Annotated in this window: 14 protein-coding genes; 3 read left to right on the top strand and 11 right to left on the bottom strand. The window is 57.5% G+C overall.

Going from position 1 to position 15883, the window contains the following annotated elements; translation table 11 throughout:
- Positions 1-37 precede the first annotated feature (37 nt).
- A complete protein-coding gene (gene plsB / locus ACDO57_RS21270) occupies positions 38-2458 on the top strand; it encodes a glycerol-3-phosphate 1-O-acyltransferase PlsB (protein WP_024906708.1) in 2421 nt (806 codons plus the stop codon).
- 104 nt (positions 2459-2562) lie between these two features.
- On the opposite strand, the gene gntU is transcribed toward plsB, so the two are convergent.
- From gntU to ACDO57_RS21245, 5 genes are all read right to left on the bottom strand, one after another.
- Complete coding sequence (gntU, locus tag ACDO57_RS21265; protein ID WP_010436459.1) at positions 2563-3903, bottom strand: gluconate transporter; 1341 nt, start codon at positions 3901-3903, stop codon at positions 2563-2565.
- A gap of 3 nt (positions 3904-3906) precedes the next feature.
- Entirely contained in the window at positions 3907-4434 is a 528-nt protein-coding gene (gene gntK / locus ACDO57_RS21260; RefSeq protein ID WP_024906707.1) for a gluconokinase, read from the bottom strand.
- A gap of 126 nt (positions 4435-4560) precedes the next feature.
- Positions 4561-5556, bottom strand: a complete 996-nt coding sequence (gntR, locus tag ACDO57_RS21255; RefSeq protein WP_024906706.1) for a gluconate operon transcriptional repressor GntR — start codon at positions 5554-5556, stop codon at positions 4561-4563.
- A 101-nt stretch (positions 5557-5657) separates the two neighbouring features.
- Positions 5658-6353, bottom strand: coding sequence for a pirin family protein (locus ACDO57_RS21250; RefSeq protein ID WP_000639796.1), 696 nt, complete (start codon positions 6351-6353; stop codon positions 5658-5660).
- A gap of 123 nt (positions 6354-6476) precedes the next feature.
- Positions 6477-7514, bottom strand: a complete 1038-nt coding sequence (locus tag ACDO57_RS21245) for an oxidoreductase (RefSeq protein WP_370884564.1) — start codon at positions 7512-7514, stop codon at positions 6477-6479.
- Positions 7515-7770: 256 nt separating this feature from the next.
- Here ACDO57_RS21245 and yhhY point away from each other — a divergent pair, with 256 nt between their 5' ends.
- Complete coding sequence (gene yhhY / locus ACDO57_RS21240; RefSeq protein WP_157188480.1) at positions 7771-8259, top strand: N-acetyltransferase; 489 nt, start codon at positions 7771-7773, stop codon at positions 8257-8259.
- A gap of 94 nt (positions 8260-8353) precedes the next feature.
- Here the strand turns inward: yhhY and ggt are convergent, their stop codons facing one another.
- The gene (gene ggt, locus ACDO57_RS21235) at positions 8354-10096 is read right to left on the bottom strand and encodes a gamma-glutamyltransferase (RefSeq protein WP_061716142.1); all 1743 of its coding nucleotides are present in this window, start codon (positions 10094-10096) and stop codon (positions 8354-8356) included.
- A gap of 126 nt (positions 10097-10222) precedes the next feature.
- On the opposite strand from ggt, the gene ACDO57_RS21230 reads away from it, so the two are divergent.
- A complete protein-coding gene (locus ACDO57_RS21230; protein ID WP_061716143.1) occupies positions 10223-10600 on the top strand; it encodes a DUF2756 family protein in 378 nt (125 codons plus the stop codon).
- Here the strand turns inward: ACDO57_RS21230 and ugpQ are convergent.
- The 5 genes from ugpQ to ugpB form a co-directional block, all read right to left on the bottom strand.
- Positions 10584-11330, bottom strand: a complete 747-nt coding sequence (gene ugpQ, locus ACDO57_RS21225; RefSeq protein ID WP_061716144.1) for a glycerophosphodiester phosphodiesterase — start codon at positions 11328-11330, stop codon at positions 10584-10586. The genes ACDO57_RS21230 and ugpQ overlap by 17 nt on opposite strands.
- Entirely contained in the window at positions 11327-12397 is a 1071-nt protein-coding gene (locus ACDO57_RS21220; RefSeq protein WP_061716145.1) for a sn-glycerol-3-phosphate import ATP-binding protein UgpC, read from the bottom strand. The genes ugpQ and ACDO57_RS21220 overlap by 4 nt, the downstream gene beginning before the upstream one ends.
- Position 12398: 1 nt before the next feature.
- Positions 12399-13244, bottom strand: a complete 846-nt coding sequence (ugpE, locus tag ACDO57_RS21215) for a sn-glycerol-3-phosphate ABC transporter permease UgpE (protein ID WP_061716146.1) — start codon at positions 13242-13244, stop codon at positions 12399-12401.
- The gene (gene ugpA, locus ACDO57_RS21210) at positions 13241-14128 is read right to left on the bottom strand and encodes a sn-glycerol-3-phosphate ABC transporter permease UgpA (RefSeq protein WP_267215735.1); all 888 of its coding nucleotides are present in this window, start codon (positions 14126-14128) and stop codon (positions 13241-13243) included. Before ugpA ends, ugpE begins: the two co-directional genes overlap by 4 nt.
- Before the next feature lie 151 nt (positions 14129-14279).
- A complete protein-coding gene (gene ugpB / locus ACDO57_RS21205) occupies positions 14280-15596 on the bottom strand; it encodes a sn-glycerol-3-phosphate ABC transporter substrate-binding protein UgpB (RefSeq protein WP_023310025.1) in 1317 nt (438 codons plus the stop codon).
- Positions 15597-15883 lie beyond the last annotated feature (287 nt).

Here is a 15883-nt window from a genome sequence, read left to right as displayed (position 1 = left end):
CGCAATAGCATTATTAACCAGAGGCTTTACATCGTTTATGTCCGGCTGGCCACGAATTTACTACAAATTACTTAATTTACCATTAAGCATCCTGGTAAAAAGCAAGTCTATCCCAGCAGAACCCGCGCTGGAATTGGGGCTCGATACGTCACGTCCTATTATGTACGTTTTGCCTTATAACTCGAAGGCAGACTTACTGACGCTTCGCGCCCAGTGTCTGGCGCATGACTTACCTGACCCGCTTGAACCGCTTGAAGTTGACGGTACGCTGCTGCCGCGCTACGTGTTCATTCACGGTGGACCGCGCGTGTTTACCTACTACACGCCAAAAGAAGAGTCCATCAAGCTGTTCCATGACTATCTCGACCTGCACCGCAGCAACCCCGATCTGGATGTGCAGATGGTGCCGGTATCGGTGATGTTTGGTCGTCGTCCGGGCCGTGAAAAAGGTGAAGAGAACCCGCCGCTGCGCATGCTTAACGGCATCCAGAAGTTCTTCGCGGTCTCCTGGCTGGGACGCGACAGCTTTGTGCGTTTCTCCCCTTCCGTTTCGCTGCGTCGAATGGCGGACGAGCACGGCACCGACAAGATCATCGCGCAAAAACTGGCGCGCGTGGCGCGTATGCACTTCGCCCGTCAGCGCCTTGCTGCCGTTGGGCCGCGTCTCCCGGCGCGTCAGGATCTGTTCAACAAGCTGTTGGCCTCCAAAGCGATTGCCCGCGCCGTTGAAGACGAAGCGCGCAGCAAGAAAATATCGCATGAGAAAGCCCAGCAGAACGCCATTGCGCTGATGGAAGAGATTGCAGCGAACTTCTCTTACGAGATGATTCGCCTGTCCGATCGTATTCTCGGCTTTACCTGGAACCGTCTCTACCAGGGCATCAACGTTCATAACGCCGAGCGTGTACGTCAGCTGGCGCATGATGGCCATGAGATTGTCTATGTTCCCTGCCACCGCAGCCATATGGACTACCTGCTTCTTTCCTACGTGCTCTATCATCAGGGGCTGGTACCACCGCACATTGCAGCCGGTATCAACCTGAATTTCTGGCCAGCAGGTCCGATTTTCCGTCGCCTGGGCGCATTCTTTATCCGTCGTACCTTCAAGGGCAACAAGCTCTACTCCACCGTGTTCCGCGAGTATCTGGGCGAGCTGTTCAGCCGCGGCTATTCCGTGGAGTACTTCGTGGAGGGCGGTCGTTCCCGTACCGGACGTCTTCTCGATCCTAAGACCGGCACGCTGTCGATGACCATTCAGGCGATGCTGCGCGGAGGAACCCGTCCCATCACGCTGGTGCCAATCTACATTGGCTACGAGCACGTGATGGAAGTGGGCACGTACGCCAAAGAGCTGCGCGGTGCGACCAAAGAGAAAGAGAGCCTGCCGCAGATGCTGCGCGGCCTGAGCAAGCTACGCAATCTCGGTCAGGGCTACGTGAACTTTGGCGAACCAATGCCGTTGATGACGTACCTGAACCATCACGTTCCCGAGTGGCGCGAATCCATCGATCCTATCGAAGCGATTCGTCCGGCCTGGCTGACGCCAACGGTCAACGGCATCGCGTCCGAGCTGATGGTGCGCATTAACAACGCCGGTGCGGCTAACGCCATGAACCTGTGCTGTACGGCACTTCTGGCTTCGCGTCAGCGCTCGCTGACCCGTGAACAGCTCACGGAGCAGCTGGATTGCTACCTGGACATGATGCGCAACGTGCCGTATTCCGTTGATTCAACCGTGCCTTCTGCGACCGCTAGTGAGCTTATCGATCACGCGCTGCAGATGAACAAGTTTGAAGTCGAAAAGGACACGATCGGCGACATCATCATTCTGCCGCGCGAGCAGGCAGTGCTGATGACCTACTACCGCAACAACATCACCCATATGCTGATGCTGCCGTCGCTCATGGCGGCTATCATCACCCAGCATCGCCGTATTTCGCGTCAGGAACTCTTGCGTCACGTTGAGACGCTCTATCCGATGCTGAAAGCGGAGCTGTTCCTGCGCTGGAGCAAGGATGAGCTGGCGGGCGAGCTGGATAAACTGACGGAAGAGCTGCGTCGTCAGGGGCTGATCACCGTCACGAACGACGAGCTGCACATCAACCCGTCACGCTCCCGCACCCTGCAGCTGCTGGCGGCCGGTGCGCGCGAAACGCTGCAGCGCTACGCCATTACGTTCTGGCTGCTGAGTGCGAACCCGTCTATCAACCGCGGTACGCTGGAGAAAGAGAGCCGGACGCTGGCCCAGCGCCTGTCCGTTCTGCACGGCATTAACGCTCCTGAATTCTTCGACAAAGCGGTCTTCAGTTCCCTGGTCCTGACGCTGCGCGATGAAGGCTTCATCAGCGATACGGGTGATGCCGAGCCGGAAGAGACGCTGAAGGTATACCAGATGCTGGCAGAGCTGATTACCTCGGACGTGCGTTTGACGATTGAGAGCGCCACGCAGGGCGAGTAACGCAATGCCGGGTTATGGCCCGGCCTGACGCCCTGGATAATAAAAAGGCCCGGTAAGCGCTGACGCTACCGGGCCTTATTTTTAGACTTGTTAAATCACTGCCCTCAGCTGAGCAGCGTAAAGGCAATCATCCCGACAATCGCACCCGTCGTACCGAGGATGGTCTCCATCAGCGTCCAGGTTTTCAGGGTTTGCGCTTCGGTGGCACCGGTAAATTTACCGAACAGCCAGAAGCCCGCGTCGTTAACGTGAGAGACCACAATCGAACCGCCCGCAATACAGATAGACAGCGCGGCCATCTGCGCACCGGAATAGTTCAGCTGTTCAATCACTGGCATCACCAAACCCACGGCGGTTAAACACGCCACGGTTGCGGAACCCTGGATGATACGCACCGCCGCCGCCAGCACGAAGCAGGTTACCGCAATCGGCAGGCCCATCCCGGTCAGCGCTTCGCCCAGAGCCGGGCCCACGCCGGAATCCACCAGTACCTGCTTGAACACGCCGCCGGCACCGATCACCAGCAGGATAATCCCCGCAGGCTGCAGCGCGGCACCGCAGATCTCCATCACCCGGTCTTTTGGCATCCCCTGACGCATCGCCAGGCCGTAAATCGCCACCAGACAGGCCACCAGGATCGCCGTGAACGGGTGACCGATGAACTCAAACCATTCATAGGCGCTGGAGCCCACCGGCACAAAGCGCGCGGCGATGGTTTTCAGACCCACCAGCACCAGCGGGAGCAGGATCAGCGACAGGCTGAAGCCGAAGGACGGCATTTTGCCCTCGCCCAGGTGCGGCTCGGTGATGTCATCCGGGATATGCAGCTCAACGTAACGGCTGATGAAGTTGCCCCACAGCGGACCGGCAATAATCATCCCCGGGATTGCCGCGCACAGGCCAATCAGGATCATCCAGCCAAAGTCAGCGTGCATCTGGGACGCCAGCAGCATCGGCGCAGGCCCAGGCAGCAGAAACGCCGCGGCCGCCGCCACGCCCGCAAACAGTGGAATAACCAGCTTCACAAGGTTTGTGCCGGTATGGCGCGCCATGGAGAACGCGACGCTTATCAGCAGCACAACGGCCACTTCAAAGAACAGCGGCAGCGCGCAAATCAGGCCCGCCAGGCCAATCGCGTAGTGCGCGCGGCTGTGGCCGAAGGATTTCAGCATTTTGACGGCAATCTGGTCGACCGCGCCCGTCTCGTGCAAAATCTTGCCAAACATCGCGCCAAGGGCCACCACAATCGCCAGGAAGCCCAGCGTACCGCCCATCCCTTTTTCCATCGTCGCGGCGATCTTGTCGAGCGGCATACCGGAAAAGAGACCTGCACCTATAGAAACCACCATCAAAGCAACAAAAGCGTGCATACGCGCCTTCATCACTAAAAACAGCAGCAGCAACACGGAACCCACTGCTGTCAAAACTAGCGTCAATGTACTCAAAACTTACTGCCTTTTATTAATGACCTCGATGGTGCTGGCAACAACACCCTCCAGTGGCTGATCGATATCAACCACTAAGACGTCTTTCTCGTCTTCACCCGGCTCCTGCAGCGCTTCGAACTGCGTCACCAGCATCTGGGTTTTGAAGAAGTGACCTTTACGCGCCTTCAGACGGCTTTCAATCACCTCGAAATCCCCTTTCAGGTAGATGAAAGAGAGGTTCGGGTTACCGTCGCGCAGCAGGTCGCGGTAGGTTTTTTTCAGCGCAGAGCAGACGATCAGGGAGACTTTGTTGGTACGCTGCATAGCGAACGCGGCGTCATTCAGCGCCTGCAACCACGGTTTGCGGTCGTCGTCGTTCAGCGGCTCGCCGGAGGCCATTTTCATGATGTTGCTGCGCGGATGGAGGAAGTCGCCATCAAGGAACGCAGCCTGGAGTTGATGCGCCACTTCGCTGGCTACGGCTGATTTCCCGCTACCGGAAACGCCCATCAGGACGTAGACGTGGTGATCGTGATTAGTCGTGCTCAAAGGGTGTCCCTCAGTCAATTGTTACGGGTAACAGTTATCGGTAACATTGTCCTGCCGGGGCAAAAGAGAAGCAATATCCAAACGTGCGCGAAGTGAATAAGTGTGAGCTACTTCAAATTTGTCAGTTCAAATAGATCCACCCGGTGACAAGGTGAAACCTAAATCTAACATTTTCGGGGTAACTGCCTCACCACGAATGCGCGCCAGCAGGCGTTCTGCGCCAATACGGCCCATACGTTCACGCGGGGTCAGGACGCTCGCCAGACGCGGCTCCATCACCTGGCCAATGTCGTGGCCGTGGAAACCGGCGATCGCCATATCATCAGGGATCTTTAGCCCCAGACGCTGACACTCAAACGCCGCGCCAACCGCCAGGTCATCGTTGGTACAGAAAATACCGTCCAGTTGCGGATACTCGCGTCGCGCCTGACGCATCAGCTCAATACCCGACGTATAGGAAGAGGACTGCTCCACCATCACGCTGTACGGGGTTAAGTTTGCGTCGAGCATCGCCTGCTCGTATCCCTTCTGTTTGATGATAGTACGTTCATCAAGACGCGCACCCAGATAGGCGATATGACGATGCCCACGGGCGATGATGGCCGCCGTCATCTGGCGCGCCGCTTCGAAGTTATCGAACCCAACGGCAATATCGAGACACGGCGACTGGCTGTCCATCAGCTCCACCACAGGGATACCCGCCACTTCGATCATTTTGAGCGTGCGGGCAGTGTGGGTACGTTCGGTTAAAATCAGGCCGTCAATGTTCCAGGAAAGCATCGACTCAAGACGTTCCTCTTCCAGTTCCGGCTTGTACCCATAGTGAGCGAGCATGGTCTGGTAGCCAAAAGCATCGGTGACGCTTTCAATTCCCCGCAGTACTTCGGCGAAAACCTGGTTGGTCAGGGATGGAAGCAGGACGCCCACCGCACGGCTGGTCGCATTGGAGAGAATATCGGGTGCGCGGTTGGGGATATAACCCAGTTCATCAAGGGCAGCGGCAATCTTGCCACGTAACGCCACGGAAACCTGTTCCGGGTTACGTAAAAAACGGCTGACCGTCATTTTGGTCACACCGACGCGATCGGCGACATCCTGAAGTACGGGGCGTTTCTTTTTCATCGTCCTGAGAAATCTTGAAGTGAGAGATTTGCTCAGTTTATCACGGACAAAGCCCATCCTTCCCCTGTCAAAGGGAAGGATGGGTATTTATTTATGTTTTATTACACCGGCGGCAGGTCAAACAGCAGAATTTCGCTTTCGCTGTCGGCATGCACGGAGAGCGCCTGCTCATCCCAGATGGCCAGACCATCGGCGGTGGTTGCTTTAGTGCCGTTGATGGACACTTCACCTTTCACCACCTGGATCCAGACGCGGCGGTTAGCGGCAATCTGATGGACAGACTGTTCGTCTTTCGCCAGCGCCCAGCGGTACAGCTCCATATCCTGATGCACTTTCAGGGAACCTTCACGCGCATCCGGGGACAGCACCAGCTGTTTGCCCTGTTTCGCGTCGAAGCGGCGCTGCTCGTAGCGCGGCGTGATGCCGGTCTCTTCTGGAATGATCCAGATTTGATACAGGTGCAGTTTTTCCGTTTTGCTCGGGTTGTACTCGGAGTGACGCACCCCGGTACCCGCGCTCATAATCTGGAACTCGCCCGCCGGAACCTGCTCTTTGTTGCCCATGCTGTCCTGGTGCTCAACCGCCCCTTCCAGCACATAGGTCAGGATTTCCATGTCTTTGTGCGGGTGGGTACCGAAGCCCTGGCCTGCATCAATCACGTCGTCGTTAATCACGCGCAGTGCGGAGAAGCCCATGAAGTTCGGGTCGTAGTAGTCGGCAAACGAGAATGAATGCCATGAGTCCAGCCAGCCATGATTCGCGTGACCACGTTCGTTTGCTTTGCGTAAGTAGATCATTGTTTTCACCCTCAGTTCGTTTCGATGGAGTAAGTGTGGACGCAAACCGCCTGGGATCATAGAGGGTGAAAATTGACTCCTCTGTTCAAAAATTATGAACAAGCTCAGAGGAGCCGTTTTTGCTTATTTTGCGAGGGTTACCGTGGCAGGAGAAGCCTGTTCGAAGGCCCGTTCAAGGATTTCGAGGTTGGTCAGAACGTCAGATTCCTTGACGTAATTCGGCGCGCCGGATGTAAGGGTTTCATAGAGCGCATCGTAGACGCGGCCATAGTCGCCAGTTTCCGGTTTCAGCTCCTCCCTGACCGTTACGCCCTCATCGTTCACGTACTCCAGGACGCCCACGGAATCATCCGCCGCAAAACCCGGTTCGCCCGGCATGATGTTAGCCTTCAGGCTGGTCTCCTGCTGGTCAATACCGTACTTAATGAACGAGCCTCGGGTGCCGTGAACAATAAATTTCGGGTAGTCGATCTTCACCAGATGGCTGGTTTTGACAATGGCTTTCAGGTCGCCGTAGAACAGCTGCGCTTCAAAAGTATCGTCCGGGTTGGCTTTATTACGCAGGCTGCGGATGTCATACGCCACGTGGTCCGGTCGGCCAAACAGGGAGATGATCTGGTCCATGGTGTGCACGCCCAGACCATAGAACGAGCCGTCCTGCGGCAGGCCGGGTTGCGTTTCCGCTACCGGACGGTAGTAATCGAAGTGGCTTTCTATTTCCACGATGTCGCCCAGCTTGCCGCTTTCAATCGCTTTTTTCGCCGTCAGGAAGCAGCTGTCAAAGCGACGGTTCTGATACGGCGTAACGGTCAGACCTTTGCTTTTCGCCAGCGCGAACAGCTCTTTCGCTTCGGCGATAGTCGGGGTGAACGGCTTTTCCACCAGCACGTTTTTACCCGCTTCGAGCGCGCGTTTCGCATACTCAAAATGGCTGTCCGCATGGGTGCAGACGATAACAAGTTTAACCTGCGGGTCGCCCAGTACCTCATCGAGATCGCTGGTGAAATGAATATGGGAATACTGCGGGGATTGCTCTTCCGGCTTCGCGCGGCGGCGGTAGATATGGGCCACATGCCAGCTGTCTTTACGGGTGAGAACATACGGCAGGTGATAGCGGGTCGTACTTTTACCAAATCCAATAAATGCGCAATGTAGTGTCATAGCTCAGTCCTTTTGGAAGGTTACTGAGTCTAACCATAACAAAAAAAAAGCCAGCTAAAAGCTGGCTAAAGTAATACTGGAAGCAATGTGAGCAATGTCGTGCTTTCAGGTTCCCGTAGAGGTCTCCCTGAACGCAAAGCAATAATAATCATTCTCATTCGCACTTGTCCAATACTTTTTGCAAAAATTAGCGGTTGACTCAAATTTTAAAGTCATTGATGTTGGAAGGGACGTTTAACTGACTGAGGAACAAGGAATGAGTGAGATAGTGATACGCCACGCGGAACCGAAAGATGCTGAAGCCTTACGCCAGAACTATATGCATCCGGGGGTGTATCACGATACGCTACAGCTACCTCATCCTTCCCTTGAACACTGGCAAGAACGTCTTATCGCAAAACCCGGCCAAAAACGCCTTGTCGCCTGCATTGATGAACAACTTGTTGGCGATCTGATGCTTCAGGTGGAAGCCAGCCCGCGACGCAGCCATGTGGCCACATTCGGTATCAGCGTTGCGGCGCATGCACAGGGGCGCGGCGTGGGCAGTGCGTTAATGCGCGAGATGATAAACCTTTGCGATAACTGGATGCGTATTGAACGGATTGAATTAACGGTGTTTGCCGATAATCCTGCCGCTCAGGCGCTGTACCGGAAGTTTGGTTTCGAAATCGAAGGCACCGGCAAGAAATTTGCCCTGCGCAACGGCGAGTATGTGGATGCGTATTATATGGCGAGAATGAAGTGACACTTTCTCCTCTCCCCATAGGGGCGAGGGAGAAAAGACCGCACCGTGCAATCCCCTCTCCCCTATGGGGAGAGGGTTAGGGTGAGGGGAAAAATTAATACCCCGCCGTCAAATCATCCACCGAACGCGGGTCCGATGCGCCAAACAGCGCCCCGTCCGGTCCCACCATAATGCTCTGCGTACTGCCCATCGCCTCTTTCACCGCCACCTTCTGCCCGCGCTGCTCCAGCAGCTTGATGGTGTCCGGGCTAAAGCCCTTCTCGACGCGCAGCTCGTCCGGCAGCCACTGATGGTGGAAACGCGGGGCGTTGGTCGCTTCGGCGACGTTCATCCCAAAGTCGATGCTGTTCACCACCATTTGTAGCACGGTGGTGATAATCCGGCTGCCGCCAGGGCTGCCGGTTACCAGCCAGGTTTTCCCGTCTTTCACCACGATGGTGGGCGACATGGACGACAGCGGACGTTTCTTCGGCCCTACCGCATTCGCATCGCCGCCAACCAGCCCGTAGACGTTCGGCACGCCCGGTTTGGCAGAGAAGTCATCCATCTCGTTGTTCAGCAGAATGCCGCTGTTGCCCGCCACAATCCCGGTGCCGAAGGTGGTGTTGAGCGTATAGGTCACCGCCACCGCGTTACCGTCTTTATCCACCACCGAGAAGTGAGTGGTCTGGTTGCTTTCATACGGCGCCAGCTTGCCGGGGCGGATCTCGCTCGACGGCTTAGCCTTGTTGATGTCGATCTGATCGGCAATGGATTTGGCATAGGCTTTGTTGGTCAGCGCCTGCCACGGCACCTTCACGAAGTCCGGATCGCCGAGATATTCCGAGCGGTCGGCGTAGGCGCGTTTTTCCGCTTCCGCCATCACCTGCATGGCATCCGCACTGCCGAAGCCGAACTTGTGCATATCGAAGTTTTCGAGAATATTGAGGATCTGCACGATGTGGATCCCACCGGAAGACGGCGGCGGCATGGAGAAGACCTCGTAACCGCGGTAGGTGCCGCTAATCGGCTCGCGCTCCACCGCCTTGTAGTCCGCCAGATCCGCTTTGGTGATGAGCCCGCCGTTCTTCTGCATCTCTTGTGCAATCTGGTCGGCAATCGCCCCTTTGTAGAAGGCGTCCGGACCGTGCTCTGCAATCAGCTCCAGGCTTTTAGCGAGGTTCTTCTGCACCAGCTTATCGCCCTTCTTCAGCGGCTCGCCGTCTTTCCAGAAGATCGCTTTGCTGTTTTCATGATTCGGAATGACTTCGCTGCCGTAGGTTTTGAGATCGTCCGCCAGCGCATCGTTTACCACAAAGCCGTCCCGCGCCAGCTTGATGGCAGGCTGCACTACCTTGTTCAGCGGCAGGGTGCCGTATTTTTCCAGCGCCAGCGAGAAGCCCGCGACGGTGCCCGGCGTGCCGGTCGCGAGATGCGAGGTCAGGGATTTTTTGCTGTCAGGGTTGCCCTGATCGTCGAGGAACATATCGCGAGACGCCTGAGCAGGCGCCATCTCGCGGAAGTCGATGGCCGTCGTTTTGCCGTCTTTGGTGCGCAGCATCATAAAGCCGCCGCCACCCAGGTTCCCCGCCTGCGGATGCGTTACCGCCAGCGCATAGCCGACGGCGACCGCGGCATCCACCGCGTTACCGCCCTGCCTGAGAATATCGACGCCCACTTTTGTTGCCAGCGCATCCACGGACGCTACCATGCCATGGGTTGCCCGCACGGGATGAAAAACATCTTCCTCCACGCCGTAAGAGACCGGAGGCGCCGCGGGCGGGTTGGCCGCCACGCTAAATGTACCGCCTGCCATCAGCGCGGCGATGGCGACCCAGCGCAAAAACGTTGGTTTCATGATTGTTGTTCTCCAGGTGAAGGGATCCATATTCCCCGCTTAAGCCTGGTTCACAACTCCTAAAAAATCATCGTCATGGTGAAATCAGGGTAAACTTAAGAGAGACCTCAAGAGGAGGAAATGACAATGAAACGCTTGATGATTCTTACGGCGCTGATCCCGTTTGCCGCGCTCGCACAGCCACTCAACACCATGAACAACCCGAACCAGCAGGGCTATGTCATCCCGAGCCAGCAGCGTATGCAGACCGAGATGATGAGCCAGCAACAGCAGCAGAAAGGGATGCTTAACCAGCAGCTTAAAACGCAGACCCAGATGCAGCAGCAAAGCCTGCAAAATCAGATGAACGCCAACACCCAGCGCGTGCAGCAGGGGCAGGTGCGCGAGCAGCCGCTGCCGAATAAAAACGGCGGGATGTTAGGGGGAATGACGTCGTCAGGCAGCGGACAGCAGCATATGCTGCCGCCGCAGTCGAATGGCAGTATGCTTAATCCGCAGAACTAAAGTCCGGGCCGATCAGGTCGATTGCATCGGTACAGATGCTGTCCACGCCCCAGCGCAGCAGTTCGGCTGCACGCTGGGGTTTGTTAACCGTGTAGACCAGAATATGTAGACCCGCGTCTTTCAGCATCTTCACCCGCGTCTCATCCAGCAGCCTGTGATTAAGATGGATAGAGACACACGCCAGGCGCGTCGTCAGCTCGCGCCAGTCCTCGCGCCACTCGTCCAGCAGCAGCCCGCGAGGCAGCTCCGGTACGGCCGCCTGTGCCGCTTCCAGTGCGTCAATTTCAAATGATGACAGCAGCGGCGCGGTCATCCCTTCCCACAGCTCGCGCGCGGCCAGAGCAATCACTTTACCCGTCAGCGGCCCGGTACCGGTGGTCGGTTTAATTTCGATATTGGCCATCATGCCGTGCTGGCGACAGCGATCCGCCACTTCCGCCAGCAGCGGCAGCGGTTCGCCTTTGAATTCACCGCTGTACCAGCTTCCGGCGTCTACCTTCAGCAGGTCGCGCCACGGCAGCTCGCCCGCGACGCCCCAGCCGTTGCTGGTGCGCTCGAGGTTATCGTCATGCAGCAGGAAAATCTCGCCGTCTTTCGACAGCTTGGCGTCGAACTCGATCATCGTGTGACCGTAGCGCGCGCCAACGTCAATCGCCGCCAGCGTGTTTTCCGGCGCCAGCTTACCGCCGCCCCGGTGGGCGACGACGTGGGGATAAGGCCAGTTGCTCATACTCGTTGTCCTGTTTCACCGTCAAACAGGTGCAGATGATTTTCCGGCAGGTGGAGCCACAGCGTGCTGCCGGCTTTAGGGCGCTCCTGATGCGCCAGACGCACCACCATTTTTTGCTCGCCCCAGCGCCCGTGCGCCAGGTTATCTGCACCCAACATCTCCAGCGTGTCCATGACCAGCGGCACGCCGCCTTCCGCCTGAGAGGTTAAACCGATATGTTCCGGGCGGATACCGAGCGTCATCTTACGCCCGGCGTAGCCACGATAGTACCAGTTGATCGGCAATGCCATCCCGCTTTCCAGCTCAAAGTGCGAGCCCGCGCTGCTGATACGCCCTTCCAGCAGGTTCATCGCCGGGCTGCCGATAAAGCTCGCCACAAAGCGGGTGGCCGGTTTCTCGTACACCTCCACCGGGGTGCCAATCTGCTCGGCGATGCCTTTGTTCATCACCATCACGCGCTGGGCGAGCGTCATGGCTTCGACCTGATCGTGGGTCACGTACAGGGAGGTGGTTTTCAGACGACGGTGCAGCTGCTGCAGCTCAAGACGCATCTGCACGCGCAGCTTGGCGTCGAGGTTAGAAAGCGGCTCGTCGAACAGGAATACCTCCGGGTCGCGCACGATGGCGCGCCCCATCGCCACGCGCTGGCGCTGTCCGCCGGAGAGCTCGCGCGGGCGGCGCTTGAGCAGGCCGTCGAGTTCCAGAATGCGGGCGGCCTCCTTCACGCGCTCGTCGATATGGCCTTTGCCCATGCCGCGGATTTTCAGCCCCCAGGCCATGTTCTCCTCCACGCTCATGTGCGGATAGAGGGCGTAGTTCTGGAACACCATCGCGATGCCGCGGTCTTTCGGCTCCATCTCGGTGACGCGCTGACGGTCAATCCAGATATCCCCGGAGGTCACGCGCTCCAGCCCCGCCACCATGCGCAGCAGCGTTGATTTACCGCAGCCGGACGGGCCGACCATCACGATAAATTCCCCGTCCGCCACGTCAAGCGTCAGCGGCTGAATCACCTGGGTTTTGCCGTCCCAGCTTTTGGTTACTGCCTGAAGTTTTAAACCTGCCATCTTATTTCTCGCTATCGACCAGGCCGCGGACAAACGCGCGCTGCATGGCTAAAACAATGACTACGGGTGGGATAAGGGTCAGCAGCATTGCCGCCATCACCTGGTTCCAGAGAGTGGTGCCTTCGCCGGTGGCGATCATGCCTTTGATGCCCGCCACGGCGGTGCCGAGGTTGACGTCCTGAATAATCAGCAGCGGCCACAGGTACTGGTTCCAGCCGTAGATAAAGGTGATCACAAACAGCGCCGCGAGGTTGGTTTTCGACAGCGGCAGCACGATGTCGCGGAAGAAGCGCATCGGCGACGCGCCGTCGATGCGCGCCGCTTCAATCAGCTCGTCCGGCAGGGTCATAAAGAACTGGCGGAACAGGAAGGTGGCGGTCGCCGAGGCCATCAGCGGCAGGGTCAAGCCCGCGTAGCTGTCGAGCATCTTCAGGTTGGCGATCACCTCCACCGTCGGGAAGATACGCACCTCTACCGGCAGCATCAGGGTGATAAAAATCATCCAGAAAAACAGGTTGCGCAGCGGAAAACGGAACCAGACGATGGCGAAGGCCGAGAGCATCGACACCGTAATTTTGCCGACCGTAATGCCGAACGCCATGATGAAGCTGTTGAGCATCATCAGCCAGAACGGCGCGCTGTTGGCGCCCACGCCCTGGGTCCAGATGGTCCACATATTCTCGAAAAGATGCGTGCCTGGGATCAGCGTCATCGGCGTGTCGAACACCGCTTTGGTGTCCAGCGTGGCGGCGACAAAGGCCACGTACAGCGGAAACAGGATGACGATGATCCCTAAAATCAGCATGGTATGGCTGAAAATCGTCAGCCCGCGACGGTTCTCAATCATTGGTAGCGCACCTTACTTTCAACATAGCGGAACTGCACCACCGTGAGGATGATGACGAGGAACATCAGCACCACCGACTGCGCGGCAGAAGCGGAGAGATCCAGCCCGGCGAAGCCTTCGCGGTAGATCTTATAGATAAGCGTGGTCGTCGCCTGCACCGGACCGCCTGCGGTCGCCGCGTCGATCACCGGGAAGGTGTCGAAGAAGGCGTACACGAGGTTAACCACCAGCAGGAAGAAACTCACCGGGGCGATCAGCGGCAGCGACAGCCTGAAGAAGCGACGAACCGGCCCTGCGCCGTCAATTGCCGCGGCTTCCACCAGCGAGCGCGGAATGGACTGCAGCGCGGCAAAGAAGAACAGGAAGTTATAGCTGATCTGCTTCCACACCGAGGCGAACACCACCAGGAACATCGCCTGACCGCTGTTCTGAGCGTGGTTCCAGTCGTAGCCGAACTCTGCCAGGAAATGGGTAATCAACCCACGGCCGGGGTTAAACAGGAAGATCCACAGTACGGCGGCGACGGCGGGTGCCACGGCGTAAGGCAGCAGCATCAGGGTCTGATACAGGCGGCTGCCGCGCACCACGTAATCCACCAGCGCGGCGAAAAACAGCGATGCGACAAGGCCGCTGACGGTGACCAGCGCGCTGAACTTCATCGTCGTCCAGAAGGCGTCCAGGTAGTAGCTATCATGGAACAGCGCGGTAAAGTTATCCAGGCCAACAAACTGGCTGGAGAGCCCGAACGGATCGACGCTTTGTACCGAGTACCACAGCGCTTCGCCCGCAGGCCAGATAAAGAAGATAACGGTGATGACCAGCTGAGGCGCGACCAACAGGTACGGCAGCCAGCGGGAACGGAACACCGGACGGGATGATGACATAGGTTTGCTCTGTAGGTATTCACCCCTCACCCCGGCCCCCTCTCCCCAAAGGGGCGAGGGTGTAATCGTCCCCTCTCCCCAAAGGGGCGAGGGTGTAATCGTCCCCTCTCCCCTTTGGGGAGAGGGTTAGGGTGAGGGGGATTAGTTTGAATTACGATTTGGTCGACTGCTCAAAGCGGCGCAGCAGCTGATTTCCGCGCTCTACCGCAGAGTCCAGCGCCTGCTGTGGCGTTTTCTTCCCGGTCCACACGCTTTCCAGCTCCTCATCCACGATGGTGCGGATCTGCGGCATGTTGCCCAGGCGCAGGCCTTTGGTGAACGGCAACGGCGGCTTGTTCAGCATCTGGCGCGTCGCGATGTCCGCACCCGGGTTTTTGCTGTAGAAGCCCTGCTCGCGGGTCAGGTCATACGCGGCTTTGGTGATCGGCAGGTAGCCGGTCTTCTGGTGCCACTCGGCGGCATTTTCAGGCTTCGCCAGGAAGTCGAGGAATTCGGCCACGCCTTTATAGGTGCCCTTGTCTTTACCCTGCATCACCCACAGGCTCGCCCCGCCGATGATGGCGTTCTGCGGCGCGCCCTTCACGTCAGCGTCGTACGGCATCATGCCCACGCCATAGTTGAATTTGGCGTAGTGACGGATATCCGCCAGCGAGCCGGACGAGGCGGTGGTAATGGCGCAATCACCGTTGTAGAACTTCTCGGTGGATTCGTCTTTACGCCCGAAGTAGCTGAAGTCGCCCTTCTTGTTCAGGTCGGCAAGCAGCGCGATGTGCTTCACCTGCTCCGGCTTGTTGAACTCCAGTACCGCATCGGTGCCGTCGAAGCCGTTGTTTTTGGTCGCCACCGGCAGGCCGTGCCAGGCGCTGAAGTTTTCAATCTGGATCCAACCCTGCCAGCCGCTGGCGTAGCCGCACTTCATCCCCGCCGCTTTCAGCTTCGCGGTGTACTCCGCCAGGTCCTGCCAGGTTTTTGGCGGCTGCTCCGGGTCTAAACCAGCTTTTTTGAAGGCATCTTTGTTGTAGTAGAGCACCGGAGTAGAGCTGTTAAACGGCTGGGACAGCAGATGGCCGGTTTTGGAATCGGTGTAGTAACCCGCTACGGTCGGCACGAACTGGGATTCATCGAAGTTGATACCCGCTTCTTTGAACACTTCATAGACCGGCTTGATGGCTTTGGAGGCCATCATAGTGGCGGTACCCACTTCATAAACCTGTAACAGTGCAGGTGCGTTGCCGGTACGGAAGGCGGCGATGCCCGCGCTCAGGCTCTGCTCATAGTTGCCTTTGTACACCGGCACAATTTTGTAATCCGGATGGGTGTCGTTGAAACGTTGCGCCAGGGAGTCAACTTCTTTACCCAACTCCCCTTCCATTGAATGCCAGAACGGAATGGTGGTGACAGCCATTGCGTTCGTCGCAAAAGCCAGACCCAGTGCCAGACCCAAAGCTGTGTGTCGTAACGATGTCATTGTCATCTCTCTTATTGTGCCGGATGCGCGATATCACGCGTTTTATGCTCGCGAGGTAACATGACATGCTCGAATTACAGAAAAATAACTGTTTGTTTACAGATAAGTGACAGCCAGGCGTCAGGGGGATGATGGTTGTGTGAAGGGGGTTGGGGGGTTAGGTGCGGTCTGGTGCCCTCACCCCGACCCTCTCCCACGGGGAGAGGGAGAAAACACTAAAAAAGGCAACTTGCGTTGCCTTTTTGCTTTTACCTCGTGCGGTCTGGTGCCCTCACCCCGGCCCTCTC

This window comes from Enterobacter cloacae complex sp. 2015409 (assembly GCF_041365315.1).
Classification (GTDB): Bacteria; Pseudomonadota; Gammaproteobacteria; order Enterobacterales; family Enterobacteriaceae; genus Enterobacter; species Enterobacter pseudoroggenkampii.
The sequence above is the reverse complement of the archived record's forward strand: the minus strand, read 5'-3'. Positions and strand labels throughout refer to the sequence as shown.